At 69.5% G+C, this 26,121-nt stretch carries 21 protein-coding genes, 2 tRNA genes and 2 pseudogenes; 5 read left to right on the forward strand and 20 right to left on the reverse strand.

Annotated elements, in window-relative coordinates; translation table 11 throughout:
• Positions 1 to 77: 77 nt before the first annotated feature.
• Positions 78 to 1,061, reverse strand: coding sequence for an ABC transporter substrate-binding protein (locus AB0B28_RS06080; RefSeq protein ID WP_360117295.1), 984 nt, complete (start codon positions 1,059 to 1,061; stop codon positions 78 to 80).
• Between the two features lie 181 nt (positions 1,062 to 1,242).
• On the reverse strand, positions 1,243 to 1,824 hold the full coding sequence (locus AB0B28_RS06085) for a cob(I)yrinic acid a,c-diamide adenosyltransferase (RefSeq protein ID WP_360117298.1): 582 nt from the start codon (positions 1,822 to 1,824) through the stop codon (positions 1,243 to 1,245).
• Between the two features lie 25 nt (positions 1,825 to 1,849).
• On the opposite strand from AB0B28_RS06085, the gene AB0B28_RS06090 reads away from it, so the two are divergent.
• Entirely contained in the window at positions 1,850 to 2,719 is an 870-nt protein-coding gene (locus tag AB0B28_RS06090; RefSeq protein ID WP_360117301.1) for a 3-hydroxyacyl-CoA dehydrogenase family protein, read from the forward strand.
• 46 nt (positions 2,720 to 2,765) lie between these two features.
• Here the strand turns inward: AB0B28_RS06090 and AB0B28_RS06095 are convergent, their stop codons facing one another.
• The 7 genes from AB0B28_RS06095 to AB0B28_RS06125 form a co-directional block, all read right to left on the reverse strand.
• Positions 2,766 to 3,179 (reverse strand): MaoC/PaaZ C-terminal domain-containing protein, encoded by a 414-nt coding sequence (locus AB0B28_RS06095; protein WP_360117304.1) that lies wholly within the window; start codon positions 3,177 to 3,179, stop codon positions 2,766 to 2,768.
• Positions 3,176 to 3,556, reverse strand: a complete 381-nt coding sequence (locus tag AB0B28_RS06100; RefSeq protein WP_360117307.1) for a MaoC family dehydratase N-terminal domain-containing protein — start codon at positions 3,554 to 3,556, stop codon at positions 3,176 to 3,178. The genes AB0B28_RS06095 and AB0B28_RS06100 overlap by 4 nt, the downstream gene beginning before the upstream one ends.
• 46 nt (positions 3,557 to 3,602) lie before the next feature.
• The gene (rpmG, locus tag AB0B28_RS06105) at positions 3,603 to 3,770 is read right to left on the reverse strand and encodes a 50S ribosomal protein L33 (protein ID WP_360117310.1); all 168 of its coding nucleotides are present in this window, start codon (positions 3,768 to 3,770) and stop codon (positions 3,603 to 3,605) included.
• A 97-nt stretch (positions 3,771 to 3,867) separates the two neighbouring features.
• Positions 3,868 to 3,939: transfer RNA gene (locus tag AB0B28_RS06110), tRNA-Met, on the reverse strand.
• A gap of 76 nt (positions 3,940 to 4,015) precedes the next feature.
• A tRNA-Thr gene (locus tag AB0B28_RS06115) sits at positions 4,016 to 4,088 on the reverse strand.
• 109 nt (positions 4,089 to 4,197) lie between these two features.
• Positions 4,198 to 6,681, reverse strand: coding sequence for an EAL domain-containing protein (locus AB0B28_RS06120; RefSeq protein ID WP_360117313.1), 2,484 nt, complete (start codon positions 6,679 to 6,681; stop codon positions 4,198 to 4,200).
• A gap of 67 nt (positions 6,682 to 6,748) precedes the next feature.
• Positions 6,749 to 7,000: a hypothetical protein gene (locus AB0B28_RS06125; protein WP_360117316.1), complete on the reverse strand. Its 252-nt coding sequence runs from the start codon at positions 6,998 to 7,000 to the stop codon at positions 6,749 to 6,751.
• A 288-nt stretch (positions 7,001 to 7,288) separates the two neighbouring features.
• On the opposite strand from AB0B28_RS06125, the gene AB0B28_RS06130 reads away from it, so the two are divergent.
• Entirely contained in the window at positions 7,289 to 8,254 is a 966-nt protein-coding gene (locus tag AB0B28_RS06130) for a biliverdin-producing heme oxygenase (RefSeq protein ID WP_360117319.1), read from the forward strand.
• A gap of 185 nt (positions 8,255 to 8,439) precedes the next feature.
• The gene (locus tag AB0B28_RS06135; protein ID WP_360117322.1) at positions 8,440 to 9,222 is read left to right on the forward strand and encodes a M23 family metallopeptidase; all 783 of its coding nucleotides are present in this window, start codon (positions 8,440 to 8,442) and stop codon (positions 9,220 to 9,222) included.
• On the opposite strand, the gene pcrA is transcribed toward AB0B28_RS06135, so the two are convergent.
• The 4 genes from pcrA to AB0B28_RS06155 form a co-directional block, all read right to left on the reverse strand.
• On the reverse strand, positions 9,219 to 11,453 hold the full coding sequence (gene pcrA / locus AB0B28_RS06140) for a DNA helicase PcrA (RefSeq protein ID WP_360117325.1): 2,235 nt from the start codon (positions 11,451 to 11,453) through the stop codon (positions 9,219 to 9,221). The two genes, AB0B28_RS06135 and pcrA, sit on opposite strands and share 4 nt — an antisense overlap.
• Positions 11,454 to 11,532: 79 nt before the next feature.
• A complete protein-coding gene (locus tag AB0B28_RS06145; protein ID WP_360117328.1) occupies positions 11,533 to 11,796 on the reverse strand; it encodes a chorismate mutase in 264 nt (87 codons plus the stop codon).
• A gap of 260 nt (positions 11,797 to 12,056) precedes the next feature.
• Positions 12,057 to 13,175: a thioester domain-containing protein gene (locus tag AB0B28_RS06150; RefSeq protein WP_360117331.1), complete on the reverse strand. Its 1,119-nt coding sequence runs from the start codon at positions 13,173 to 13,175 to the stop codon at positions 12,057 to 12,059.
• A 399-nt stretch (positions 13,176 to 13,574) separates the two neighbouring features.
• On the reverse strand, positions 13,575 to 14,690 hold the full coding sequence (locus tag AB0B28_RS06155; protein ID WP_360117334.1) for a Cys-Gln thioester bond-forming surface protein: 1,116 nt from the start codon (positions 14,688 to 14,690) through the stop codon (positions 13,575 to 13,577).
• A gap of 241 nt (positions 14,691 to 14,931) precedes the next feature.
• Between AB0B28_RS06155 and AB0B28_RS06160 the strand changes: the two genes are divergently transcribed.
• Positions 14,932 to 16,182 carry a phosphatidylserine decarboxylase gene (locus AB0B28_RS06160; protein ID WP_360117337.1) on the forward strand — a complete coding sequence of 417 codons (1,251 nt, stop codon included), beginning with the start codon at positions 14,932 to 14,934 and terminating at the stop codon, positions 16,180 to 16,182.
• Positions 16,183 to 16,292: 110 nt separating this feature from the next.
• Here the strand turns inward: AB0B28_RS06160 and AB0B28_RS06165 are convergent, their stop codons facing one another.
• The 3 genes from AB0B28_RS06165 to AB0B28_RS06175 form a co-directional block, all read right to left on the reverse strand.
• Entirely contained in the window at positions 16,293 to 17,213 is a 921-nt protein-coding gene (locus tag AB0B28_RS06165; RefSeq protein WP_360117340.1) for an NUDIX domain-containing protein, read from the reverse strand.
• 62 nt (positions 17,214 to 17,275) lie between these two features.
• The gene (gene guaA, locus AB0B28_RS06170) at positions 17,276 to 18,820 is read right to left on the reverse strand and encodes a glutamine-hydrolyzing GMP synthase (RefSeq protein ID WP_360117343.1); all 1,545 of its coding nucleotides are present in this window, start codon (positions 18,818 to 18,820) and stop codon (positions 17,276 to 17,278) included.
• A 152-nt stretch (positions 18,821 to 18,972) separates the two neighbouring features.
• Complete coding sequence (locus AB0B28_RS06175) at positions 18,973 to 20,172, reverse strand: transposase (RefSeq protein ID WP_360117350.1); 1,200 nt, start codon at positions 20,170 to 20,172, stop codon at positions 18,973 to 18,975.
• Between the two features lie 1,203 nt (positions 20,173 to 21,375).
• Here AB0B28_RS06175 and AB0B28_RS06180 point away from each other — a divergent pair.
• Positions 21,376 to 21,729 (forward strand): annotated as a pseudogene (locus tag AB0B28_RS06180) (FUSC family protein); the annotation flags it as partial.
• A gap of 675 nt (positions 21,730 to 22,404) precedes the next feature.
• On the opposite strand, the pseudogene AB0B28_RS06185 reads toward AB0B28_RS06180, so the two are convergent.
• The 4 genes and pseudogenes from AB0B28_RS06185 to AB0B28_RS06200 all read right to left on the reverse strand — a co-directional run.
• A pseudogene (locus tag AB0B28_RS06185) lies at positions 22,405 to 22,626 on the reverse strand (hypothetical protein); the annotation flags it as partial.
• Positions 22,627 to 22,698: 72 nt separating this feature from the next.
• Complete coding sequence (locus AB0B28_RS06190; RefSeq protein WP_360117772.1) at positions 22,699 to 23,544, reverse strand: Bax inhibitor-1/YccA family protein; 846 nt, start codon at positions 23,542 to 23,544, stop codon at positions 22,699 to 22,701.
• 116 nt (positions 23,545 to 23,660) lie between these two features.
• On the reverse strand, positions 23,661 to 25,382 hold the full coding sequence (locus AB0B28_RS06195) for a 5'-nucleotidase C-terminal domain-containing protein (protein WP_360117353.1): 1,722 nt from the start codon (positions 25,380 to 25,382) through the stop codon (positions 23,661 to 23,663).
• Between the two features lie 184 nt (positions 25,383 to 25,566).
• On the reverse strand, positions 25,567 to 26,121 hold the full coding sequence (locus tag AB0B28_RS06200; protein WP_360117775.1) for a GAF domain-containing protein: 555 nt from the start codon (positions 26,119 to 26,121) through the stop codon (positions 25,567 to 25,569).

The following is a 26,121-nucleotide window of genomic DNA, read 5'->3' on the forward strand; positions in this document are numbered from 1 at the left end:
GGTCCTTCGGTCGAGGGGTGGACCCCGAGCGGTCCGAGCTGCCTGTCGGCCCGCCGGACCTCTCGGGGTCCAATGGGTCAGAACTGGCGGTTGGGAAGTTCGGCCTCGAACTGGGTGGCGTCGAAGACGCCCTCCTCGACCGGGGTGAACTTCTCGACCGACTCGCCGTTCGCGACCTGCACCACGACGTCCATCAGCTGCTCGCCGAAGGCGGGGTTGCATTCGACGATGTAGTTGAGCTTGCCGTCGACGCCGGCCTGGAACCCGGCCGCCGAGCCGTCCACGATGATGATCTGGACGTCGGTGCCCGGGACGAAACCGGCTTCTTCGATCGCCTGGATCGCGCCCAGACCCATCTCGTCGTTGTGGGCGTAGAGCAGGTCCACGCCGTCGAGGCCGTGGGTGGCGATGAAGGTCTCCATGACGGCCTTGCCCTCTTCGGCGGTGAAGTTCCCCGACTGGGAGTCCACCAGCTCGTAATCGAGCCCCTCGGCGTCGAGCACCTCGAAGAACCCGGCCTTGCGGTCGTTCGCCGGGGCGGAGCCGGTGGTGCCTTGGAGTTCGAGGATGCGGGTGCCGTCGGCGTCGTCGGCGAAGGTCGCCGCGGTCCACTCGCCCGCGCTGCGGCCTTCGGCGACGAAGTCGGAGCCGAGCCGGGTCGAGTAGAGGTCCTCGTCGGCCGACTCGATGCCTCGGTCGGCCAGGACCACGGGAATGCCGGCCTGTTCGGCCTCGGCGAGGACCTCGGTCCAGCCGGTCTCGACCACGGGGGCCAAGACGATGACGTCGACCTTCTGGGTGATGAAGTTGCGGATCGCCTCGATCTGCTTCTCCTGCTCCTGCTGGCCGTCGACGAACTTCAGCTCGGCGATGCGGTCGTCGGCCTCGGCGGCGGCCTTGACGGAGTCGGTGTTGGCGGTGCGCCAAGCGGATTCGGCACCGACCTGCGCGAAGCCGACCACGAGGCCGTCGTCCGAGCCGCCGTCGTCACCCCCGCCGCAGGCAGTAAGTCCGAAGAGGAGTACGCCGGCTCCGATGCCGGCTAGGGCTTTCTTGAGCACGTGGGGTGCGCCTTTCGCAATAGCGGGGATGTGAGGGTTGTCTATATTTGCGCGCATGCATGTTATCGTTCATATCCTTGCTCGTGTTACCGCTCACGTCAAGTCGTAATCCCAATGCCAAGGCGTAACGATTTCACAACGCGCAGGAAGGAAACCCGCAGAAAGGCCCCGGCCGCATGCCTTAGGCGGCCTCGCCTCCGGGGCGCCAGAGCACGTCGCCGCCCGGGTTGGCCTTGCGGGCCAGCACGAACAGGAGGTCGGAGAGCCGGTTCAGGTAGGTCACCGGGATCGCGCTGGTGGTCTCGGGCTCTGCGTCCAGCAGGGCCCACACCGAGCGCTCGGCGCGGCGGGCCACCGTGCAGGCCTGGTGGAGCAGGGCCGCGCCGGGGGTGCCGCCGCGCAGGATGAACGAGCGGAGGTTCTTCAGGTCGGCGTTGCACTCGTCGATCCAGCCTTCGAGGCGGGTCACATAGGACTCGTCGATGCGCAGCGGCGGGTACTTCGGGTTCGCCGAGATCGGGGTCGAGAGGTCGGCGCCCACGTCGAACATGTCGTTCTGGACCGCGAGCAGGATCTCGGCCTCGCGTTCGCCGATCTCCCCCTTGTGGAGGGCCAGGGCCGAGCCGATGACCGCGTTGGCCTCGTCCACATCGCCGTACGCCGCCAAGCGCACGTGGGTCTTGGGGACGCGGGTGAAGTCGGCGAGCCCGGTCGTGCCGTCGTCGCCGGTCTTCGTGTAGATCCTGGTGAGATTGACCGTCATGCTCCCGACCATATAACCTCCCCCCATGACAACAGTCGCGGTAATCGGTTCGGGACTCATGGGTTCCGGAATCGCCCAGGTCACAAGCTTGGGCGGTTCGGACGTCACTTTGGTCGACACGGACGCGGGCGCTCTGGAGCGCGCGCGGGCGGCGATCGAGAATTCACTGGAGCGCTTCGTCGCCAAGGGAAAGGTCAGCGCCGAGGACGCCGAGGCCGCGCAGGCCCGCATCTCGGTCGCCACCGACCTGAAGCAGGCGGCCGGGGCCGACATCGCCGTCGAGGCGGTCTTCGAGCGCCTCGCGGTCAAGCAGGAGGTGTTCCGGCAGCTCTCCGAGGTGTGCGCCCCGGACGCGGTGCTCGCCACCAACACCTCCGCGATCCCGATCACCGAGATCGCCGCCGCCGCGACCCACCCCGAGCGCGTGGTGGGCACCCACTTCTTCTCCCCGGTGCCGATGATGGCCCTGTGCGAGCTCGTGCGCGGCATCCACACCAGCGACGAGGCCCTCGCCAAGGCCAGGGCGTTCGCCGAGGCCGCCGGGAAGACCTGCGTGGTCGTCAACCGGGACGTGGCCGGGTTCGCCACCACCCGCCTGATCTGCGCGTTCGTGAACGAGGCGGCCCGGCTCGTGGAGGACGGCGTGATCTCCGCCGAGGACCTCGACACGGCCTGCCGCCTGGGCTTCGGGCACCCGATGGGCCCGCTCGCCACCGCCGACCTCACCGGCATCGACGTGATCACGCACGCCACCGAGAACATCTACGAGGACACGGCCGACCCGAAGTTCTTCCCGCCCGCCCTGCTGCGCCGCCTGGTCGCCGCGGGCGAGATCGGCCGCAAGAGCGGCAAGGGATTCTTCGACTACGAGAAGTTATCCACAGGCTGTGGATAACGCGGAACGGCGCGGGCCTGAGCCCGCGCCGTTCTGCGTTGACGTGCTAATACGTGAGCGTGGCCCGCGCGGGGGCCAGGACCCTCTCGCCGCCGCTGGTGACGGTGATCGCCAGCTCGACCGAACCGGCCTCGACCCCCCGGACCTTCGCCTCGATAGCGACCTCGGTGCCGGTGGGGGGCACCACCACGGGCTTGGCGAAGCGGGCGGAGAAGTCGGTCAGGCTCGCGTCGGGGTCAGCCGTGGTGGCCCATTCGAGCACGGCCCGTGAGACCAGGCCCATGGTGTACATGCCGTGGGCGATCACGTCGGGGAGCCCGGCGGCCTTCGCGGCGGCCTCGTCCTGATGGATCGGGTTGTGGTCCCCCGAGGCCTCGGCGTACGCGACCAGGTCGGCGCGCGAGACGGGATAGGAGACGCTGAACACGGGCTCGCCCGCGGAGAGGTCGGCGAGGGTCATGCGGATTCCCCAGTCGCCTCGGCGGCGACGAACAGAGTGGTCCACACCTCGGCGGCCACGCCTTCGGCGTCGGTCACGTCGGTGTGCAGCGAGAGGAGGTCGTTCCCGGCCACGGTCTTGATCGACTCGATGGTCACGGTGCAGGAGACTTCGGCCCCGGCGCGAAGGGTGCGGTGGTACGCGAAACGCTGCTCGCGGTGCAGGACGCGGCTCCAGTCGAGCCCGAAGTCGGGATCGTCGATGAGCCGCTCCGCCGCGGGCAGCGTGAGCGATATGAGGTAGGTCGGGGGTACGACAACGCTGTCCGCCAGACCCAGGGCCTGAGCGAAACGGGTCACCGAGTCGGCGGCGATCGCCGCAGGTGCGGTTGTCGGCAAGGACCGGCCCACATACGAAGTGTTGAGCATGTGCCGGACTGCGGGTCTAGCGGGTCTCTTTGTGGACCTGCGAGGCCTTGCAGCGCGGGCAGTACTTCTTGAGCTCGAGCCGGTCGGGGTGGTTCCGCCGGTTCTTCTTCGTGATGTAGTTGCGCTCCTTGCACTCCACGCACGCCATGGTGATCTTGGGGCGGACGTCAGTAGCCTTGGCCACGATGAGTGCCTTCCTCTAGCCGAACTGGTCTCGCGACCGGTTCTGTGAACAAAACAAAGCGCGACCAGCCTAGCTCGGTAGTCGCGCTGAACAAAAGTAGCGATGGGCAGGATCGAACTGCCGACACAACGATTATGAGTCGTTTGCTCTACCACTGAGCTACACCGCCGTGCGCTCACTGCCGCCAGATTGGCTCTGGGTGAGCAGTACAACACTGTTTCGGTGAACACCTGACAGTGTTTCCGAGCCCCCTTACGGAATCGAACCGTAGACCTTCTCCTTACCATGGAGACGCTCTGCCGACTGAGCTAAGGGGGCGTTCGCGAAGCTTCCCTCGCGGCCTTGACAAGAGTACATGATCCCGGCGGCGCGGCCGAGGCGGGGCCCGGTCTGCGGCGCGGGCCACAGGCCTGCCGCCGGAGGGGTTTCAGACCGCGCGCAGGCGGGTCTGACCGCGGCCCCGGTTCTCCAGCCAGGCCGCGAAGCGGTCGGGCGGGAGCGGCCGGGAGAAGTAGTAGCCCTGGCCCACGGCGCAGTCGAGCTCGCGCAGCTCGGCGACCGTCTCGTGGGCCTCGATGCCCTCGGCCACCACGCTGATCGCGAAGTGCTTGGCCAGGCCCAGCACGGCCTCCACGATCGCGCGGTCGTCGGCGTCGGTGGCCATGCCCTGGACGAAGCGCAGGTCGATCTTGATCTCCTGCACCGGAAGCCGCCGCAGGTAGGCCAGCGACGAGTAGCCGGTGCCGAAGTCGTCGACCGAGAGGCGCACGCCCATCTCGTGGAGGCGGTCGAGCGCGGGCGTGAGCCGGGGCTCCCCGGCGACCACGTCGTCCTCGGTGATCTCGAACGTGAGCCGCTCGGGCGCGACGCCGTGCAGGTCCAACAGTTCGGCGACCTTGCCGGGGAACTCGGCGTCGGCCAGGGTCCGCGGCGAGAGGTTCACGGCCATCGGGAGCGGCCCGTCGGGACCGGCCCATTCGGCCGAGCGGCGCAGGGCCTCGGCGAGCACGAGCTCGGTGAGCTGCCCGAGCTGGCCGGTGGAGTTCGCCACCGGGATGAACTCCTCGGGCGAGACCAGCCCGTAGGTCGGGTGCGGCCAGCGCACCAGCGCTTCGGCGCCGGCCACGGAGCCGGGGGCGTCGGCGGGCACGTCGAGGCGGACCTTGGGCTGGAAGTGCACTTCGAGCTCGCCGCGGTCGAGGGCGCGGCGCAGGTCGGCGGCGAGGCCGATGCGGCGCAGGCTCTCCGATTCGAGGCCCGAGTGGTAGAGCTGCACCCCGTCGGCGGTGTTCTTGGCCTGGCGGGTCGCGCCGTCGGCGCGTTTGAGCAGTTCGTCGGCGTCGGCGGCGAAGTCGGGGTGGGTGACGACGCCGACGGCGGCGGAGAGGGAGACGGCGACGCCGCCGAACTCGAAGGAGCCCTGGAGGTCGGCGCGGAGGCGCCGGGCGGTCTCGACGGCGGCTTCGGTGGAGGCCAGCCGGGTCTGGAGGATGAACTCGTCGGAGTCGATGCGGCCGATGAAGGACGCGGCCGGGGCGTTGGCCTTGAGCCGTTCGGCGAACTCCTTGAGCGCGGTGTCGCCGGCCTCGTGGCCGAGCGCGTCGTTGATCTCGTGGAGTCCGTCGATGTCGAACATGAGCACGGCCACGACTTCACCGGGGACGGTGATCGAGAGCGCCTCCTGGAGCGCGCCGAGCGAGCGGCGGCGGCTGGGGAGCCCGGTGAGCGGGTCGTGGTAGGCGTCGTAGCGCAGCTGGTCGAGCAGCCGCTCGTTCTGGACGGCGATGCCCACGTTGGCGGCGATGGTCTCCAGGAGTTGGAGGTCGACGGCGACGAAGTGGGAGAGTTCGCCGCCGATGCGGTCGGCCACCGAGAGGCAGCCGTAGACCTCGTCGCCCGAGCGCAGCGGGACGAGCATCGCGCCGCGCAGCCCTGAGGATTCGAGCAGTTCGCGCTGGGCCCTGGTGCCGTTCTTGGGGCTGAGGAGCAGTCCGCTGCCCGATGCCATGACGCCCTGCTGGAGTTCGTCGGGGATCGGGTCGAGGTCGGTGAGGCCGGCGTCGTCGAGCGAGGAGGTGAGGCGGATCTCGCCGTACCGGCCGGCGCGTGGCACCCACACCGTGGCCGACTCGGCGGAGAGGATGTCCCGGAGGCGCCCGAGCATGGCGTCGATGAGCCGCTTGGAGGCGACGGAGTCGACCACGAGCTGCGTGAAGTCGTTGAGCTCGCGCAGCACCTGCCGCTGGCGGCGCAGGGCCATGTAGGAGCGGGTGAGGTAGACGAACGCGACGACGATGGCGGCGATGAGCACCGCCGACCACACGGTGGCGTCGAGGAGCACCAGGAACACGACGCCGACGCACGCGGCCAGGATCGGGCCGATCAGGGTGAGGGTGAAGCCGATCCAGGCCTTGACCACCGAGTCCCAGCCGGACATGAAGTACAGCATCAGGGAGATGAAGACGGTGGTGAACAGGCTGGTGATCACGATGGCCGAGACCAGGACGAGCCAAGTGCGCGGATCGGCCGCGGCCCCGAGTGTCATGTACTGCACGTAGAGCGCGGCCATGACGGTGCCGCCGGTGGTGAGTCCGGCGTTGAAGGTGGGCTTGAGCAGCCCGATGTCCTCGCGCACGTACCGGCTCGCGTAGTACAGGACCGAGGCGAGGCACTTGGTGGCGACGACCCAGAAGGGCGGCAGGTAGAACAGCGCGATGATCAGCGGGATGTCGGTGAGGTTGAACGAGATCCGCATCCCGCGGGCGTGGTGCTGGACCAGGAGTCCCTGCGCGATCGTGAACGCCACGACGAAGATCGCCAGTTGGACGACCGGGAACGAGTCGGGCGGGCCGAAGAGGACGAGGCCCCCGAGGCCGATGGACACGACGAGGCCGGTGATGACCGGGGGCATGACACGGAAGAGTCTCGCGTGTCGCTCCCGGTTCACCGGCATCTCGTTCGGGCCCTGGCGAGGAGGGTCAGGCGATTTCGCCCGAACCGCCATTGGCGATCTCGCCCGAACCGGTGGCGCGCGCGATCTCGCCCGAACCGCCGTTGGCGATCTCGCCGGAACCGTTGGTGAGGGCGATCTCGCCCGAACCGGTGGCGCGCGCGATCTCACCGGAGCCGCCCGCGTTCGCGGCGGAAGCCGTGCCGGCGATCAAGCCGAGCGCAAGCAGTCCGGTAGCGGCGGCGGCGCCGATTCGCTTGAAGAGTCTGGCCGGATTCACGAGGCCTCCCGTGAGGTGTGGGTATGTGCTGTCAAGGGGACCAGTGAGCCCATGGTGCCACAGTCGGCTCGCCATAGGGAAGGCTTGCGACCGTGATTCTCGCGCTCTTTCTGGTTCAGCCGCACGAGTGAGTGCGACATCGCACCATTCTCGCCGATGCCTCACGTGCGGTCGCACACGGGTCGGCCGTTCGCGGCCCCTGCCACCGGACCCTCGAATAGGTTAGGCTTGCCTTACCCTTCCTTGCGACCAGAGCCCGACGAACCAGACCCCGATAGGACGAGGCCAATGCCTGCTGACACCGCCGAACCCACCCCCTTCTCGGCCCGCATCCGCGAGGCCTCCTGGTCTCGCCACCAGGGGCTCGACCCCTCGGCGGGCGACGAGGCCGAGCGCGCGCCCGGCGTGTTCGACAGGCTCTTCGACGGTTCGTTGAGTGTGGACGACTACACCCGCTGGCACGCCCAGCAGTACTTCGTCTACGAGGCGATCGAGGCCGCAGCGGCCCGGTTCGGGGACGACCCGGTGGCCGGACCGCTGGTCTACGACGAGCTCGCTCGCCTGGCCGCGATCGAAGCGGACCTCAAGTTCCTCATGGGCCCCAAGTGGCGCTCGGGGATCGTCCCGCTCCCTGCGACGCAGGCCTATGTCGACCGCATCACCGAGGTGACCTCGGACTGGCCCGGCGGCTACATCGCCCACGCGTACACCCGCTACCTCGGCGACCTCTCCGGCGGGCAGGCGTTCGGCAAGGCCGCCAAGCGGAACTACGGCTTCAACGGCGAGGGCGCCTCGTTCTACACCTTCGAGGGCATCGCCAGCCCGAAGAAGTTCAAGGACGAGTACCGCTCGCGCCTGGACGCGGTCGAGCTCACCGAGGCCGACCGCCTCCGCGTCATCGACGAGGTGCTCTTGGCCTACGACCACAACGGCGCGATGCTCGCCGCGCTCGGGGCCCAGATCGGCACGAACCCCTTCTCCCCCAAGGTCGTGGCCGCGATCTGCCACCACATGAACACCGACCACGCCGCCGACACGCTCGTGATCTGCCAGGGCGAGGGCGGGCAGGCCGAGGCCGAGTCGGCCCGCATGACCGGCTTCGACGGGACCGGCGCGGACTTCCTCGCCAGCGTCGGCGGCGAAGCGGTCCCGGTCCGGATCACCTGGGCCGCACCGCTGTCCGAGCGCGCCGAGGTGCGCCCGGAGATCGTGCGGATCTTCACCGAGTCGAAGGCCGCCCTCGAGAACGCCTGAGCCCTACCGGTACCGAATGTCCGAAACGCCGCGACACGCCGGGCGGTGACGAATCTCGCCCGCCCGGCGCGAGCGGCGTTACGGTGTCCCGGTCATGCTCACGGTCGGCCCCCCGGAGCCCCGCCGCCTCGCGGCGAGGGACCAGAGCCCCGGCCGTAGAGCTCCGCCCGGACCCGGAGGAACGATTGTCCGACACCGGACCGGTGGCCGCCTACACGATCAGGCGACACGCCGCCCGGCCGCACCGCACGAGGGGCCAGCACCGCCGCTCGTGGGCCGCCGAACTCTCCCCGCTCCTGGAGGGGACCCAGCGCCGCTACAACGCGGTCGTGGGGTCCGCCGTCGCCGGAGCCTCGATCGTCGCGCTCGCCGCGTCCACGGGCCTGCCCTCCGATGAGGAGCGCGCCCCGCAGTCGCAGGCGGTGGCCGACATCGCCGCCTTGGCGGCCGAAGCCGGTGCCTCGCAGGCCGAATCCGAAGGAGCGGCCCAGGACGCGGCACTGCCAGCGAACGCCGACGAGGCGGACGCCCCGGTCGAGGCCGAGCGGTCCTCGCCCGTGGCTCCCCAAGCGCCGCAGATCAAGTGGACCCCGATGCTCGACGAGGTGACCGTCACGTCCCTGTTCGGGCAGCGGTGGGGCCGCAGCCACAACGGGATCGACCTCGGGGCCGCGACCGGCGACCCGGTCTACGCGGCCTACCCGGGCACGATCAAGCACGCCGGGTGGGAGTCCGGGTTCGGGAACCTCGTGATCATCGACCACGGCGACGGCGTCGAAACCTACTACGCGCACAACTCCGAGATCAAAGTGCGCGAAGGCGACCGCGTCGACGCCGGCGACCGGATCGCCCTCGCGGGGAACACCGGTTTCTCGTTCGGCTCCCACGTGCACTTCGAGGTCCACGTGGACGGAAGGCCGGTCGAGCCCCTGGACTACCTCGCCGGGGTGGGGCTCGAACTGCGTTAAAGCTTGGAGACCGGCGCCAGGCGCAGGATCACCCATTTCGGTTCGCCGTCGCCGAAGTCGATGCGCGCCTGGGCCCTCGGGCCCTCGCCTTTGAGTTCGACCACGCGGCCCAGGCCCCACTTGTCGTGGGTGACGCGGTCGCCCACGTCGAGCGCGGGGATGTCGGCGGCGCTGCGCATCACGATCGGCTGCCCGAACGAGGCGCTGGTCTTGACCTTGGGCTTGCGCAGCGGGGCCGACTCGGACCATTCGATGAGCTCGGGCGCGATCTCTGACAGGAACCGGCTGGCCGCGTAGTACTCCGGCTGGCCGAAGATGTTCCGCGTGCCCGCCCGGGTCAGGTGCAGGTGCTTGCGGGCGCGGGTCAGGCCCACGTACGCGAGGCGGCGCTCCTCTTCGAGGTCGCCGGGCTTGTTCATGGACCGCTCGTGCGGGAACAGGCCGTCGTCGAGGCCGGTGAGGAACACCGTGTCGAATTCGAGGCCCTTGGCGGTGTGGAGGGTCATGAGGGTCACGACCCCGCCCTCCTCGGTCTCGGGGTCGGGGATCGAGTCGGCGTCGGAGACGAGCGCGACGTGCTCCAGGAACGAGGGCACGTCGGCTTCCAGGTCGGCCTCGTCGTCGTCGGTGGTGCCGCGCACGACCTGCTCGGTGAACTCGTGCGCGACGGCCACGAGCTCCTGGAGGTTCTCCACGCGGCCTTCGTCGCGGGGATCGGTGGACTGCTCGAGGCCTTCGAGGTACCCGGTGTCGGCGATGAGCTTGTCGAGGACCTCCTCGGGCGGAGCGGTGCGGGCGAGTTCCGTTGCGGTGTCGACGATCTCGCAGAACCGCTTGATGCCGGTGCGGGCGCGCCCGGAGACCCCGGGGGCCTCGTCGACGCGGTGCAGCGCGGCCGGGAAGGAGATCCGCAGCCGCGCGGCGAGTGCCTCGACCTCGGCCACGGCCCGGTCACCGACGCCGCGCTTGGGGACGTTGACGACGCGCATCGCCGAGACCGTGTCGTCGGGGTTGGCGGTGAGCTTGAGGTAGGCGAGCATGTCGCGGACCTCTTTGCGCTCGTAGAAGCGCACCCCGCCGACGACCTTGTAGGGGATGCCGCGGCGCACGAAGACCTCTTCGAAGGCGCGCGACTGGGCGTTGGTGCGGTAGAAGATCGCGGTGTCGCCGAAGCTGGAGTCCCCGGCGTCGACCAGTTCGTCGATGCGCCCGGCGACCCACGCGGCCTCGTCGTGCTCGTTGTCGCCGGTGTGCCCGAGGATGCGCCCGCCGGGGCCCTCGTCGCTCCACAGGCGCTTCTCGCGGCCGCGTTCGGTGTTGTTGCGGATGACCCCGTTGGCCGCGTCGAGGATCGTCTGGGTGGAGCGGTAGTTCTGCTCCAGCAGGATCGTCTTGGCGTCGGGGTAGTCGCGCTCGAACTCGATGATGTTGCGGATCGTGGCGCCGCGGAAGGCGTAGATCGACTGGTCGGCGTCACCGACGACGCACAGTTCGGCGCGGTCGTCGCCGGTGCCCACGAGTTCGCGCACCAGCGTGTACTGGGCGTGGTTGGTGTCCTGGTACTCGTCGACCATGACGTGGCGGAACCTGAGCCGGTAGGACCGGGCGACCTCGGGGAACTCGCGGAAGAGCCGCACGGTGGCGCCGATGATGTCGTCGAAGTCCACGGCCTGGGCCAGGCGCAGGCGCTCGTCGTACTGGCCGTAGACGTCGGCCACCAGCCGGGTGCGGGCGTCGTCGGCGTTCGCGGCGGCCTGGGCCGGGCCCACCAACTCGTTCTTGAACCGGGAGATCTCGGAGGCGAGCCAGCGCGGGGAGTGCTTCTTGGAGTCCAGGCCCAGGTCCTTGACGATCTGGGTGAGGAGCCTGCGGGCGTCGTCGGTGTCGTAGATGGTGAAGCTGGGTTTCCAGCCGAGGCGGTGGGCCTCGCGGCGCAGGATGCGCAGGCACGCGGAGTGGAAGGTGAGGACCCACATGGCCCGCGAGCGGGGGCCGATGAGCGAGTCGACGCGTTCGCGCATCTCGGCGGCGGCCTTGTTGGTGAAGGTGATGGCGAGGATCTCGCCGGGGTGCGCGCCGCGCTCGGCCAGGAGGTGGGCGATGCGGTGGGTCAGGACGCGGGTCTTGCCCGAGCCCGCCCCCGCGACGATGAGCAGCGGCGATCCGGCGTGCTCGACGGCTTGGCGCTGCGGTTCGTTGAGGCCCTTGAGGAGGTCGGATGAAGCGTCCATAGGTCGTCAATTATGCCGCGCCGGGTACGACACTTTTTCATCCGGCGCGGCGAGTCGCCCAGGAGCGGTCCGACGCGGCCTAGAGCGGGCCGCGGCCCGCGCGGAGGATGAGCATCGCGATCTGGACGCCGTCGTCGCCGAGGGCTTCCCTGTACTTCTCGAGGATGGCGCGTTCGCGGTCGAGGACCAGGCGGGTGCCGCCGTTGGCCATGCGGATCGCGCCGATCTGCTTGGAGACTTCGGCTCGGCGCTGCCAGATGCGGATGAGTTCGGCGTCGAGCTGGTCGATCTCGGTGCGCAGGTCTTGGAGTTCTGCGGGAGCGACTTCGGTCGAGGTGGTCATCAGGGCTTCTCCTTAGAGCGATGGCGGATCGAACTCCGGGCGGGTCAGCCCTGGGACCAGCAAAAAAGCCCCGGGCTGTTCGCCCGGGGCCTGTAGGTCTGTGTTCAGCGCGACCTACGGCTCGGACGGTTCCGGCCGTAGTAAAAGTAAAATCGCGCGCTCTGAGTCACGGGGCAAGTATGCCACACGCCCGCCGGTCTGACCAGCGGGCGTGTGGCATACATCGCAATGTTCGCCTGGAGTCAAGCGTCCATTTCTTCTTAGGCTTCCGAGCCCCAGTCGGCGCGGGCGCTGCGGCGGCGCAGGAGCACCATCGCCACGACACCGGCGAGCAGCACGGCGCCGCCGACCGAAGCGATCATGGTCAGGTCGGTACCGGTCTTGTCCAGGGTCTCCTTGGGGGCCGCGGGCGACTCGGTGGGCACTTCCTCGACGGCGATCTCGATCGTCAGCTCGGGGGTGTACTCGGTGGTGTGGGCGCCGGCCAGGATGAGGCGCTGGCCTTCGACGCCTTCACCGGAGCCGTCGACGGGCACGAAGGTGCGCCCGACCGGAGTGGTCCAGGTGATGGTGTCGGCGACCAGGGAGACGCTGGTGCCCAGCTCGTCGGCGAACTCGACGTAGAACGTCTGGCCGTCGACGAAGGAGGTCACGGCCTCGCCGTTCTCGTCCACGATGGTGGCGCCGTCGGGCTGCGCGAAGGTGATCGCGTCCAGGTTGGTGGCCACGGTGAAGGGGCCGACCTTGGTGCCGTCGGCCACGGCCGCGGAGTCGTCGACCTCGAAGGCCGGCTCGAAGTCGGGCTCGTCGATCGGCTCGGAGTTGTCGAGCAGGTAGTTCTGGACGGCGGTGACCGCGGCGTCGAGCGCGTCGCTGCCTTCGGTCGCGTCGGCCTTGAGGGTCCAGCCGTCGGTCAGCGACCAGACGGCGGACTGGGTGCCCGCGTAGGCGATCTGGTCGGCGCTGAAGCTGCCGAAGTCGCCGTCGACGACCTCGGCCGCGGCGAGGAGCTCATCGGCGTTGGAGCCGTTGTAGCCGTTCACCAGGACGCCGAGCACGAGCGGGAGCTGCTCGACCGGGACGTCGTCCCATGCGCGCTCTTCGTGCGTGTTGCCCGGGAGGAGGGGCACGTTGATCTGGATGCAGTAGACGGTCCGGTGCTCGCCTTCGGCGACCTCGAGGTCGATCAGCGAGGCCTGCGGGCTCTTGGGAGACCCGTTGACGTCGCCGTGGAGGCGGATGCCGGTGGAGGTGGAGACGTCGCCGGCGGCCAGAATGCCGGGGCCGTCTTCCTGGGCTTGAGCGGCCGTGGCGACGCCGCCGAGGGCGAGCGCGATGCCCGCGGCAGCGGCCAGCGTCCCTTTCAGGGCTTTGGTCATCATGTTGTGTGAAGTCCCTTTGCAGTATCTGAGGGATTGACGCTTGAATCTTCCTCAGACACGTTAGCGTCCGGCCGCCGGTTGCATTCGGGGGCCACAAATCGGTGAACTGCGATCCGACTGGGACACAATGCGAAAGACGCGGCTCGGATGAGCCGCGCCACTATAACGATTCGGCAACGGATGCGCTGTGCATCCCGGACGGTGACGGTTGGACACCAGTGGGACGCGAGTGGCCGGGACCAAGGGATCGCCTACCTCGGTCCCGGCCGCATCTTGCACCGGGTCTTCTGCGGTGAACCGCGGGAGCGCGCCCGGGTCCGGACCGTTGGACGTGGTCCGGAACGCTCCCGCGGAGCGGGGCCGCGCTGTCGGTGCGCGGGCCCGCATCCGTCGGGTCTAGTGAGTCGCCCTGCGGCGCTTGGCGAACACGATCACGGTCATGCCGCCCACCAGGAGGGCCAGGCCTCCGGCGAACGCGAGGCTGAGGCCCGAGCCGGTGACCGGGAGCTGCGGCTTGGCCGACTCCTCGGGCTTCTCGGTGGGGGCCTCCAGCGCGAACTTCCATTCGGCCGGGACCTCGCCTTCGCGGGGCTGGGCGAGGATGAGCTTCTGCGACTCGCCCGCGGTGAGCGGGTTGACCGCGTCGCCCGAGAGCGCTTCGTCGTTGGTGGCCAGGAAGACCCGGCCGATCGGGAGGTCGTAGGCGGCCGAGCCCTTGACGGTGATCTCGTCGCTGCCCTCGTCGAGCACGATCCAGAACGGCTCGCCGTCGAAGAGCGACTCGACCTTCTGGCCGTCGGGGGTCTCCAGCTTGCCGCCTTCGGCGGTGAGCGTCACGGCTCCCGCGTTGGAGCGCAGGATGTACGGGCCGAAGCGGCCGTTGTGGTAGGCCGCCGACTCCTCGCCGTCGAGGTCGAGGACGTACTCCGAGGGGTCGGGCACGCGCCCGGTGTCCTCGGTGAGGTGCTCGTAGACGGCCAGCACCGCTTCGTCCTCGCCGTTGTTGCCGCCCTTGACCGGGTTGTCGGTCAGCAGGGTCCAGTCGTCGGTGAAGAACCAGACGGCGGCCTGCGTGCCCGCGTAGGCGACCTCGTCGACCTTCGCGTCGCTCCACTCGGGATTGACCTCGGCGCCGGAGTCCTCGATGAGGTCCTTGGCGCCCACATTCGGGAAACCGTTGTAGAGGACCCAGCGGACCTGTTCGAGGTTGGGGACGCCCGACTCCTCCCAATCGCCTTCGGCGTAAGGGCTCTCGGTGTCGAGCGGGGTCTTGATGTCGATGCAGTAGACGACGAGCGTCTCGTCGCCGCCGTGGGGCTTGAGCCCGATGACGTTGGCCCACACGTCGTATCGCTCGCCGTCCATGCGGCCGCGAAGCTCGGGGCCGGGCGTGGTGACGATGTCGCCGGAGACCGGGCGGTCCTCGTCCTGAGCGTGGGCGGGCGCGCCCGCGAGTACGGCGGCGAGCGCCGCGGCCGCGGCGAGCGGGGCTCGGAACGTCTTGAGTCTCATCGTGGTTCGGTCCTCCTGGGAGTGGACGTGAGGCGTGTGGGGCCTGCCGGGTCGGCCGGTGAGGCGCCTGACAAGAGGGGAAACGAGGGGACCGTGCGTAGTGGCTCGGCCACTCGTCCGAACGATGTGGAGAATCCACCGAAAGTACGAGGACGAAACAGGACAAGTCCGGCTCACGGCGACCGCCGCAACACGCCAGCGGCGGCCGGGCCCGGGCGGGCGGCGCTCTATAGTCGGGGTTATGCCGATCTCGAAAGCCGCGGCTCGCGGCATCACCGACGAATTCGCTCGCCGGAGGGGCCCCAAGAGCGGCCTGGTGGTGGGCGCGGCCTGGGGGAACCCCGTGTTGACGGCGGCGCTGGAGGCGCTCATGCCCGCCGACCGGCTCACCGTGGTGGCCGACCAGCACTCCATTGAGGACCTCCAGGCCTCACTGTCGGCCGAGGGCTCCTGGACGGCGGGGATCGTCACCGCCGTCGCCGCCCTCGCCGAGGCCGAACCGGCCGAGGACGTCATGCTCGCCGCCCCGGTCACCGTCGAGGCCGAGGCCTTCATCGACGACATCGCGCTGCTCCAGGAGAAAGTGGTCTCCGGAGGGGTACTCTCGTTCGCCGCGACCCTGACCGCGCCCGCGCGCGAGGAGATCGCCGAACTGGTCGCCGAGTACGGGATCGGCACCGACCTCATCGTCCGTTCCTTCCCGCCCGTGCGCATCCACAAGCTGCGCATCGGATCGGCCTCCAAGCACGAAGGCGAGCCGCGCTCGGTGGCCTCGCCCGAGGAGCTCGCGCCCGCGTGGCGGGCCTCCTCGGTGGCCGTGACCCCGAACCTGCACCTGGACTCCAACGGCGTGATCGCCGCCGGGCTGCTCCTGGGGACCGCTTGGGCCGCAAAGCGAATCAGGCCCTCCTCGAAGGCGTGGGTCGTCCCGGCACTGGCGGCCGTCCCGGTCGCGGCGTTCTTCCGCGACCCGCAGCGCGAATCGGACCTGCGCGGCGAGGACGACGAGCCCGAGGCGGTGCTGGCCGCGTCGGACGGCCGGATCATGGCCATCGAGACCGTGGTCGACGAGCGCTTCGGCGCCGCGACCGGCACGGCCGGGGCCGAATGGCTGCGCATCGCGGCGTACCTGTCGATCACCGACGTCCACATCAACCGCGCCCCGGTCGCCGGTGAAGTGGTCGACGTGTTCACCGAGAAGGGCGGCTACGCGAAGGTCGGCACGGCCGACGCCGAGCACAACGCCGCCTGCTACACCGTGGTCGCGACGCCGCGAGGCAGAGTCGTGGTGGCGCAGAGGACGGGCGCGGTCCTGCGAAGGATCGTCAACCGAACGAAGCCGGGCGCGGCCCTGGCGAAGGGCGAACGCTACGGCCTCATCCGCTTCGGCTCGCGCACGGACGTGTACCTGCCCGCGGGAGCGGCAGAGGCCGCAGTCGCCCCGGGAGACCCGGTGCGAGCGGGCGAGACCGTGATCGCACGGTGGACGTAGGCGAAAGGCGATAGCGGGCGCGCAAACGCGCCGCGCCGAGCATGCCCCGGCCACACGGCGGGAAGCGGTCGCGAGCAAGTGCGGCCGCTTCGAGGCCGTCCTTCACCGTTCTAGGCCTGCGCGGCGAGGTTCTTCAGGTCGACTACCTGGAGCGCGTCCTCGACCGCTGCCGAGAGCGGCAACCCGTCCAGGGCCTCCGCGGGCCACCAGCGCGACTCGCTCGTCGAGCCCCCCGCGGCCTCGACCACGACCGCTGCCGACGGGTCGGGGACCGTGGCCGAATAGATCGCGCGTACGCCGTGCCAATCGAGCGGGTAGCCCTCGGGGCCGATCGCGCGGCGGTGGCGGAACGAGGTCACGTTGAGCAGGTCGCCGACCAGGGCCTCCTGGCCGGTCTCCTCGTAGATCTCGCGGGACACGGCCGCGCGCGGGGACTCGCCGAAGTCGACGCCGCCGCCGGGCAGGTGCCAGGTGCCGCCGCCGGGGTAGCCCTCGGCGATGCGGGCGAGCAGGACGCGGCCGTCGCCGTCGGCCACGACCCCGTACGCGCCGAAGCGCTGGCCCCGCCTGCGTCGGCCCTTCTTGGCCTTCGCGGGCGGCACCGGCCGGGTCTCCTGCGGGGCCTTGTCGACGCGCCCGGCCAGGCGGTCGTCGGCCAGGCCCAGGCATGCGGAGACGAACGGCGAATGGGACTCGGCCGCGGCGCGGGCCGGGTCGACCCACTCGGCGGCCTCGCCCTCGTAGTCCTCGCCGGGCTCGCCCTCGACGCGGGCGGCGTAGATGATCGCGTTGGTGTGGACGCCCCGCCTGGCCACGGCCACCGCCTCGCGAGGCGATCCGACGGCGACCTCGTAGCCGGTGTGCTCCTCGACCAGGCGTCCGGCGGCCCGCTTCGGGGGCTCGCCGTGGTCGATGACCCCGCCGGGCAGGTGCCAGGGGCCGACTTCGCGCCCGGCGCGATTCCTGCGGGTCAACAGGACCCGGCCGCTCTCGTCACGTACCTCCCCGTACGCAGCTATCCGGAATTGCATCCCTCAACTGTACGGCGTGATCGGCGCACCGCGGCGAAGCCGGCGAACGGCCCCTTGCGGGGCTACTCCCACTCGATGGTGCCCGGGGGCTTGCTGGTGACGTCGAGGACCACGCGGTTGACGTCGGCGACCTCGTTGGTGATGCGGGTGGAGATCTTGGCGAGGACCTCGTACGGCAGGCGCGACCAGTCGGCGGTCATGGCGTCCTCCGAAGAGACCGGGCGCAGCACGATCGGGTGCCCGTAGGTGCGGCCGTCGCCCTGGACGCCCACCGAGCGGACGTCGGCGAGCAGGACCACCGGGAACTGCCACACCGAGCGGTCGAGCCCGGCGGCGGTGAGCTCGGCGCGGGCGATCGCGTCGGCCGCACGCAGGAGTTCGAGGCGGTCGCGGGTGATCTCGCCGACGATGCGGATGCCCAGGCCGGGGCCGGGGAACGGGTGGCGCCAGACCATCGACTCGGGCAGGCCCAGTTCGAGGCCGATCGCGCGGACCTCGTCCTTGAACAGGGTGCGCAGCGGCTCGATGAGGTCGAACTGCAGGTCGTCGGGCAGGCCCCCCACGTTGTGGTGGCTCTTGATGTTGGCGGTGCCGGTGCCGCCGCCGGACTCGACCACGTCGGGATAGAGCGTGCCCTGGACCAGGAACTCGATGTCCTTCTCGGCGGCGATCTCGCGCGCGGCGGCCTCGAACGTGCGGATGAACTCGCGGCCGATGATCTTGCGCTTCTCCTCGGGGTCCGTCACGCCCTTGAGGGCGGTGATGAACTGCTCCGAGACGTCCACGCAGCGCACGTCGATACCGGTGAGCTGGGCGTAGTCCTTCTCGACCTGCTCGGCCTCGCCCGCGCGCAGGAGGCCGTGGTCGACGAACACGCAGGTGAGCTGGTCACCGACGGCGCGGTGGACCAGGGCCGCGGCGACCGAGGAGTCGACGCCGCCGGAGAGGGCGCACAGGACCCGCTTGTCGCCGACCTGCTCGCGGATGGCCGCGACCTGCTCGTCGATGATCGCCGAGTTGGTCCACTCGGGCTTGATCCCGGCGATGTCGTGCAGGAAGTGGCGGATCACGGCCTGGCCGTGCGGGGTGTGGGCCACCTCGGGGTGGTACTGGACGCCCGCCAGGCGCGACTGGAGGTTCTCGAAGGCCGCGACGGGCGTGCCGGAGGTGGTGGCCACGACCTCGAATCCGGGCGGGGCCTCGGTGACCGAGTCGCCGTGGCTCATCCACACCGACTGGTGGTCGGGCAGGCCGTGGAGCAGCTTGGACGCGCAGACCACGTCGAGCTCGGTGCCGCCGTACTCGGACAGGCCGGTCTTGGCCACGGTCCCGCCGAGCGCGCGGGCCATCGCCTGGAACCCGTAGCAGATCCCCAACACCGGCACCCCGGCCTCGAACAGCGCGGCGTCGACCTGCGGCGCGCCCTCGGCGTACACGCTCGAAGGCCCGCCGGACAGGATGATCGCGGCCGGCTCCTTGGCGAGCATCTCGCTCGCCGACATCGAGGAGGGCACGATCTCCGAATAGACATGAGCCTCCCGCACCCGCCGCGCAATGAGCTGCGCGTATTGGGCCCCGAAGTCGACCACCAGCACCGTTTCTCGCATGCTCCCAGCCTAACCGTTGACTTCCTCGACTCCCAGGTAGGGAGCCGACCCCCGGCTTGCGGTCCGCAAATGCGGACCGGCTACGGGCGGGTTCCTGCTTCGGCGGGTCGCGCCCGGGTTTCCCCAGGTCTTACAGGCCCTCGACAGGCGTTTCAGTTCTCCGCGAGCCCCGCGGCGAACAAGCCCTGCTCTACAGCGAGGCGTCTTCCTTCAAGCCGGATGTTGACCTCAGCGTTCGCATCCCGGTCATGATGTGCGCCGCACTCGCACACCCAAGTGCGCACATTGAGTCCCGGCAAGCCAGTCGGACCGGTCAAGGCTCCACACGCCGAACACAATCGGGTCGATGGAAAAAACCGATCGATCCTCACAAATACCCGTCCGGCTCGGTGCGCCTTCGATTCGAGCCGAGTCAAGAACATCCCGAACGCGACATCATGCACCGTCTTCGCGGCCCGGCCTCGGGCCAATCCTTTGACGTTGAGACCTTCGACATAGAGGGCTTGGTTCTCGCCCACTATTGCTTTGATCTGCTTGTCCATCCAGTCGGAGCGGGAGTCCCTGATCTTCTCATGCACCTTGGCGACTCGCAGCCTGGCCTTGGCTCGGTTCGCCGAGCCCTCCGCTTTCCGCGACAGCTCCCGATGCGCCTTCTTGAGCTTGCGTTCAAGCCGAGCGAAGAACCGCGGATTCTCGATCACTCTTCCGCCGCGTAGCACCGCGAAGTCCTTGAGACCAAGGTCGATCCCGGATTCGGCCTGCGGGTCGGCGGGAGGCTCCAATCGATCCACATCATCGTCAACCGTGACGACGAAACTCGCGTAGTACTTGCCCGTCGAGGACTTGATGAGGGTCACGCTTGAAGGCTCTGACGGCAGTTCCCTCGACCACGCCACCTTGACATCGCCGATCTTCGGCAGGCGGAGCCGCCCATTGTCGCGCACCCTGAAGTGGGCATTGCGTGTAAACCGGATCGACTGCGCCGCTGCTCGACGCTTGAAACGAGGCGGCCCGATGCGCGGCCCTCGCCTCCTGCCTTGGACCGACGCAAAGAAGTTCCGGTAGGCCCGGTCGGCGTCTGCCAATGCCTGCTGCAATACCACCGCCGACACCTCGGCCAACCAGTCCCTGGCGGAGGTGCGCTTCGCGTCGGTGATCAGCCTCTTCGACAAAACCGCTGCCGTCGGATAGGGCAAGCCCTCCTTTCTCGCATGCTGCCTTGCCGCTATGCAGTCGTTGTAGATCACTCGGGCACACCCGAACGCCCGCGCCAGACTCTGACGCTGCGGGGCGGTCGGGTAAACCCGGAATCGATAGCGAAGCTGCACACTTGTACAACGATCGAACACCACAACGGAAGCGGCCGAATTCCCATCAGGCCTAGTGGCGGTCCTCACGCTTCTTGGCGCGGCTACCCTTTTGGCGTGTTCAACAACCCCGGGGTGGCTGAGTCTCGTTCGCGGATTTCGCGGGACTTGATCGCGTGGACCCCTGGGGAGGCCGCGCCGGTGCTGGCGGTGCGGGCCGCGTTCGGGATCGCCGCCGCCATGGCCGTCGCGGCGTTGCTCGGGCAGCCGTCGTGGGCTCAGGCGGCGGTCATGGGGGCGTGGCTGGGCGGGGTCTCGCTGCTCACGCCGGGGACGCGGACCGGGCCCGCGCTGCCGCTGCTCGTCGGAGCCGCGGGGGCCGTCGGGGTCGTGCTCGGGGGGATCGGGAACCCGATCCTGCTGGTGGCGGCCGCGGCGGTGTACGCGTTCATGTTGACGTTCCTCGGCTCGGTCTCGCACGTGGCCGGGGTGACGTACACCATCTCCGGCATCATGTTCTTCCTCGCCGACCACATCACCGAAGGCACCACCGTGTGGCTCGCGGCCCTCGCAGTGTTCGCCGGGGGCGCGCTCCAGGCCGTCATGGCGCTGCTGCCGCCCTACTACCGGTGGGCCGACGACCGGCGCACCCTGGCCGCGACCTGGCTCGCGCTCGCCGAGGAGGCCGAAGCCCTCGCCGCCGACGCCAATGCCCCCTTCCGCACCGAGGACCTCCACGAGGCCGCCGCCGAACTCGACCGCCGCCGCGTCCTGCCCGCCGCCATCCACGAGGCCCGCCGCCAGATCTACGCCGTGTCGATCGCGATCGGCCGCACCGCCTCCGCACGGGCCCGCGCCGACGCCCAGGACCGCGACACCGTCGCGTTCTACTCCGAGGCCCTCGAACTCGCCTCCCGGCTCCTCACCCACTTCGCCGAGCAGATCACCGCCCGCAAACCCGCCGAACTCGACTGGGACGCGCTCCTCGACGGCCTCTCCCAGAACCCCCTCGCCACCGCCACCGGGACCATGCCCACCGAGATCGGCGGCCTCCTGCGCACCCTCCACGAGACCGGCGGCTTCGCCGAGCGGATCACCGCCGGAGGCGACCCGGTCGTGGCCGACCCCGCGCTCGCCCACGCCACCAGCACCGCCCGCCAGGCCGCGAGCCAGCTCAGAGGCCGCCTCCACCGCCGCGACCCGGTCATCCACCACTCCCTGCGCCGCGCCGGGGTCATCGCGCTGGCCATGACGATCGGGCTCCTGTGGCCCACCGAGCACGGCTACTGGGTCCCGCTCACCGCGTGGCTGGTGCTCCAAGCCGACTTCGCCGGGACGCTCACCCGCGGCACCACCCGCGCCCTGGGCACCACCGGCGGCGTCATCCTCGCCTCGCTCCTGGGCCTGCTGTTGCCGCACACCGAGCTCTCGCTCAGCCTCGCCGTGCTCGCGTACGCGCTCATCGCCTACCTGGCCCGGCCGGTCTCGATGCTCGTGTTCACCGCTGCCGTCTCGGGCTTCACGGTGTTCCAGATCGACCTCTCCGGCGACAACCCGGTCATGGCCGCCCTCGACCGCGGGGCCTGCACCTTCGCGGGCGCGGCCCTCGCGATCGGCTTCTACGTGCTGGTCCCCACCTGGCAGACCCGCAGGCTCGGCGACCTCCTCGGGGACCTCGTGGACGCCTACCGCGACTACGCGCGCCTCACCTTGGACCGCCAGGCCCACCCGAGCGACTACGACCGCAAGGTCATGCACGCCGCGATCGACCAGATCCGGGCCCGCCGCGCGGCCCTGAACGCCGCCGCCGACCAGGCCAAGGCCGAACCGGTGGCCGGACCCGGCCCACTCTCGGCCGACGCGCTCGGCGCCGAGGCCGCGCTGTCAAGGGCCGGAAGGGCGCTGGTGGCGGTCAACGCCACGCTCACCAGGGACGAGAAGGTCCCAGGACTGTCGGGAGTGGACACATTCGCCGACGCGGTGGACGGCGCGTACCTGCGCCTGGCGGCCCTCGCCCGAGGCACCGCCCCGCAACACGGCGTCGACCTCAGCCAAGCCGCCAACCGCCTCGACCTGCGCCTGGCCGCCATCGAAGACCGCCAGACCCGCACCAGGCGCAACGTCCTGCGCTGGGAATCCGACAACCTCGTAGAAGCCCTCGACGACGCGGCCCTACTCATGACCACCTGGGACGAGTTAGAACAGCGCCTGCCGGGCCGAGGCGATCGCCTCGTCGGCGGCCTCGCGCTGCTCCTCGGTGAGATCGGTTTCGACTTCGAGGAGGTCCAGGCCTATGACCTGGAGTTGGTCGGGGAGGTGCATGTCGGCGGGCAGGCGCGGGACCTCGCGGTGGGGGCGGGATTCGGCGTCGGCTGTGAGGTCGGCGAGGGTTTGGACGAGGGCGTGCATCGCGTCGGCCTTGGAAAGCCAACGAGCGGGCGACCAGTGGCGTGTGCCTTCGACGACACGCCCGATCGCCCGCTCCAGGTCAGTGCTCATGCGCCAAGGCTAGTCGCCTCGGCTGAGCTCACGTTCCAGTGCTGGTCGCCCTGGCTGAGCCCATGTCCAGTGCTAGTCGCCCTGGAAGTAGGACAGCAGCCGCAGCAGGTTCCAGTACAGGAAGATCAGCCCGGCGGTGAGGCCGAAGGCCCCGGCCCAGGCGTACTTCTTGGGGGCGCCGTTGTTGGCGGAGTACTCGATCATGTCGAAGTCGAGGATGAACGAGAACGCGGCCCACAGCGTGATGCCGATGGCGATGATCCACTGGAGCGCCGAGACCGACTCGCCGGGACCGGCGAACAGGCCCAGGTCGAACCCGGCGAAGCTGCCGATGAGGTTGACCATCATGAGGCCGAAGATGCCGAAGCCCGCGCCGACCATGACCTTCGCGAAGATCGGCGAGTTCTTGAGGATGCGGAACTTGTAGAGGGCGAGCATGCCGCCGAACACCAGGATGGTCGCCAGCAGCGCGTTGACCACGATGCCAGGCCACCGCGCCTCGAAGAACGCCGAGACGCCGCCGAGGAGGAGGCCCTGGCCGATGGCGTACACGAAGGCCACGAACGGGTTCGTGATCGGCTTGAACATCGAGAAGATGATGACGCCGAGGCCGACGAACATGCCGACCCCGCCGAGGAGCATCGCGGTCGAGAACGCCTCGGAGTCGATGACGACCGGGTCGCCCAGGGCGTCGGTGCCGATCGCGTTGTTGACCATCGAATACGTGAGGATCGCGGCGACGAACGTGGCGGCCACGAGCGCGACGGTGCGGATGATGACGTCGTCGATCCGCATGGTCTCGACCTGCGGGGCCTGGGTCATCTGTCCGTAAGGCCCGTACGCCGCACCCATGTGCTGCTCGTTGTACTGGGTCTTCACCATATTTCGAAGGGATGAGTTCCTGCTCTGCATTGCCATGACCTGCGGTCCTCCGTGAAGTGTTCAGGGTGCGTCAAGACTATCCGGTCGATGCCGGATGAACGACACAGCGGCGGGACCAGGCGCGGTCCCGCCGCTGTGAATTTCCTAAGGAACTAGGAGAGGACGGTGATCCGGCCCAGTTCTGGGGCCGCCAGCGGGTTCTCGCTGGTGCCGAATTCGGCGATGTACTGCTCGAACGCGTCCACGTCGAGGTCGCCGAACAGCCGGTTCTCGCCCTCGGCGAACGCGTGGAACGAGTCGCCGCCGTCGGCCAGGAACGAGTTGATCGTGACCCGGTAGGTCTGGTCGGCCACGATCGGCTCGCCGTTGAGGCGCAGCGAATCGGCCACGATCTGGTCGGTGCCCGAGAGGGTCGTGTCCCACGTGTACGTGAAGCCCTCGGAGACCTGGAGGACCAACGTCGTGTCGCGGCCTTCGCTTGGCAGCTGCTGCTGGAGCGCGGTGAGGATCTGCGCGCCGGTCAGGTCCACGGTGACCACGTAGTTCGCGAAGGGCTGCACGGTGAAGACCTCGCCGTACGTGGCCTCGCCGGGCGTGCCCTCGTCGTAGAGCAGGTCGGCCCTGACCCCGCCGGGGTTCATGAGGGCGAGCTCGGCACCGTCGTCCTGGGTGTTCCACAGCTGCGCGTCGGCGATGAGGCTGCCGAGCGGGAACTCCTCGGCGCGGGTCGCGCCGCGCTTGATGTCCTCGGCGATGTAGCCGACCACGCGGTTCCCGGCCTCGGCCGCGAGCGGGCCGTAGTGGTCGAGGATCTCGGTCTGGTCGGCGTCGGCGTCCACGTCGCGGGTGACGACGGTGTTGGAGCCGACCACGGTGGAGCGCACGATGTCCTTGGTGCGGCGGTCGTAGGTCGCGTCGATCTCGGTGAAGACGCGGCCGTAGTTGGACGCCGAGGTCACCAGGCGGGGGTTGCCGGCCGGGTCGTCCACGGAGCAGACGTACTCCTGGTGGGTGTGCCCGGAGACGATGAGGTCGACCCTCGGGGTCATGTTCTCGGCGATGTCGACGATCGGCCCGGACATGCCGGTGCTGGTGCCGTCGGCGGATTCGCAGTCGTGGCCGGTGTCCTCGGCGACGGGGATGCCGCCTTCGTGGAGGAGTACCACGACCGCGTTGACGCCCTTGCGCTTGAGTTCCTTGGCGTACTTGTCGGCGGTCTCGACCTCGTCGCGGAATTCGAGGCCCTCGATGCCGGACTTGGAGACGATGTCGCCGGTGCCTTCGAGGGTCATGCCGATGAAGCCGACCTTGACGCCGCCGCGGAAGTCCTTGATCCAGTACGGGTCCAGGACGGGCTCGCCGGTCTCCTCGTCGACCACGTTCGCGCCGAGGTAGGGGAAGTCGGCGCCTTCGAAGTCGTCGTCGCCGTGCATGATGCGTTCGAGCTCTTCGAACCCGGCGTCGAACTCGTGGTTGCCCACGGAGGACACCTCGACGCCCATCGCGTTGAGCGACTCGATGGTCGGCTCGTCGTCGAACACGGCCGACAGGAACGGGCTGGCGCCGATGAGGTCGCCCGCGGCGACCGTGGTCGAGTAGCGCTCGCCTTCGCGGGCCTGGGCGAGGTGGGTCGCGAGGTACTCCGCGCCGCCGACGGGGTCCTCGAAGCCGGGGTAGGTGAGGCTGGAGGCGGCCTCGATGTTGCCGTGGAAGTCGTTGATCGCCAGGAGCTGGAGGTCGACCTGGCGTCCGCCGTCGTGTCCCTTGCCGGGGTGGTGGCCGCCGGACCAGGCGCCGACGGCCATCGTGGTGACGACGAGCGCGGCCGCTCCGAGGGCGGCCGTGACGCGGCGCTTTCCTCTGATGCTGAACATGGTTCTCCCGTGTGGGGGTCGATGGGCAGGCCCGGCGCGGGGCCCGGCCTGATCCAATCATGGGACGATTGCCCGCGAGTCAACGCAGCATAACGCCTTCACAAATGCCTGATAACGGGGCAGGGACGGCGGCTCGGCCGCCGTCCCTGAAGCACTGCGGGACATGAGGGGACGTCCCGAAAGGCTAAGCCTGGCCGGCCTTCTGGCGGATGCGGAGCATGACCGTCGCGGCGATCTCCTTCATCGCGTCCACATCGGGCTGACCCCAGTGGTGGGTCTTGTTGTCGATGGCCCACACCGTGCCCACGGTCGCGCCCTCGGTGTCGACCAGCGGCGCGCCGATGTAGGCGCGGATGCCGAGCGCGTCGACCACGGGGTTCCCGGCGAAGCGGGCGTAGTCCATGACGTTGTTGAGCGCCATGGCCTTCTCGCGCGCCACCACGTAGACGCAGTAGCCGTGGTCGCCGGGCATCTCGCGCCCGATCTCGGGGTCGGCCCCGTCGACCGACCTGGTGCCGGGACCGGCGATCCCGGGGAAGAACTGGTCCTGGTTCTCGCCCACGAAGTTGACGCCCGCCCAGGTCGCCCCGGTGACCTGGAGGATCTGCTCGGCGATGTCGTCGTACTCGGGGTCGGCCTCGGGGAGCGCCCCCAGCGCGGCCAGCCGCGCGGCCCGCCGCGAACCGTCCGGGTCGTCGGGGGTGACGGTGAGGCGGAACTCGGTTTCGAGGTCGGTCAT

The organism is Glycomyces sp. NPDC046736, from assembly GCF_040645615.1.
In the GTDB taxonomy this organism is placed as follows: Bacteria; Actinomycetota; Actinomycetes; order Mycobacteriales; family Micromonosporaceae; genus Glycomyces.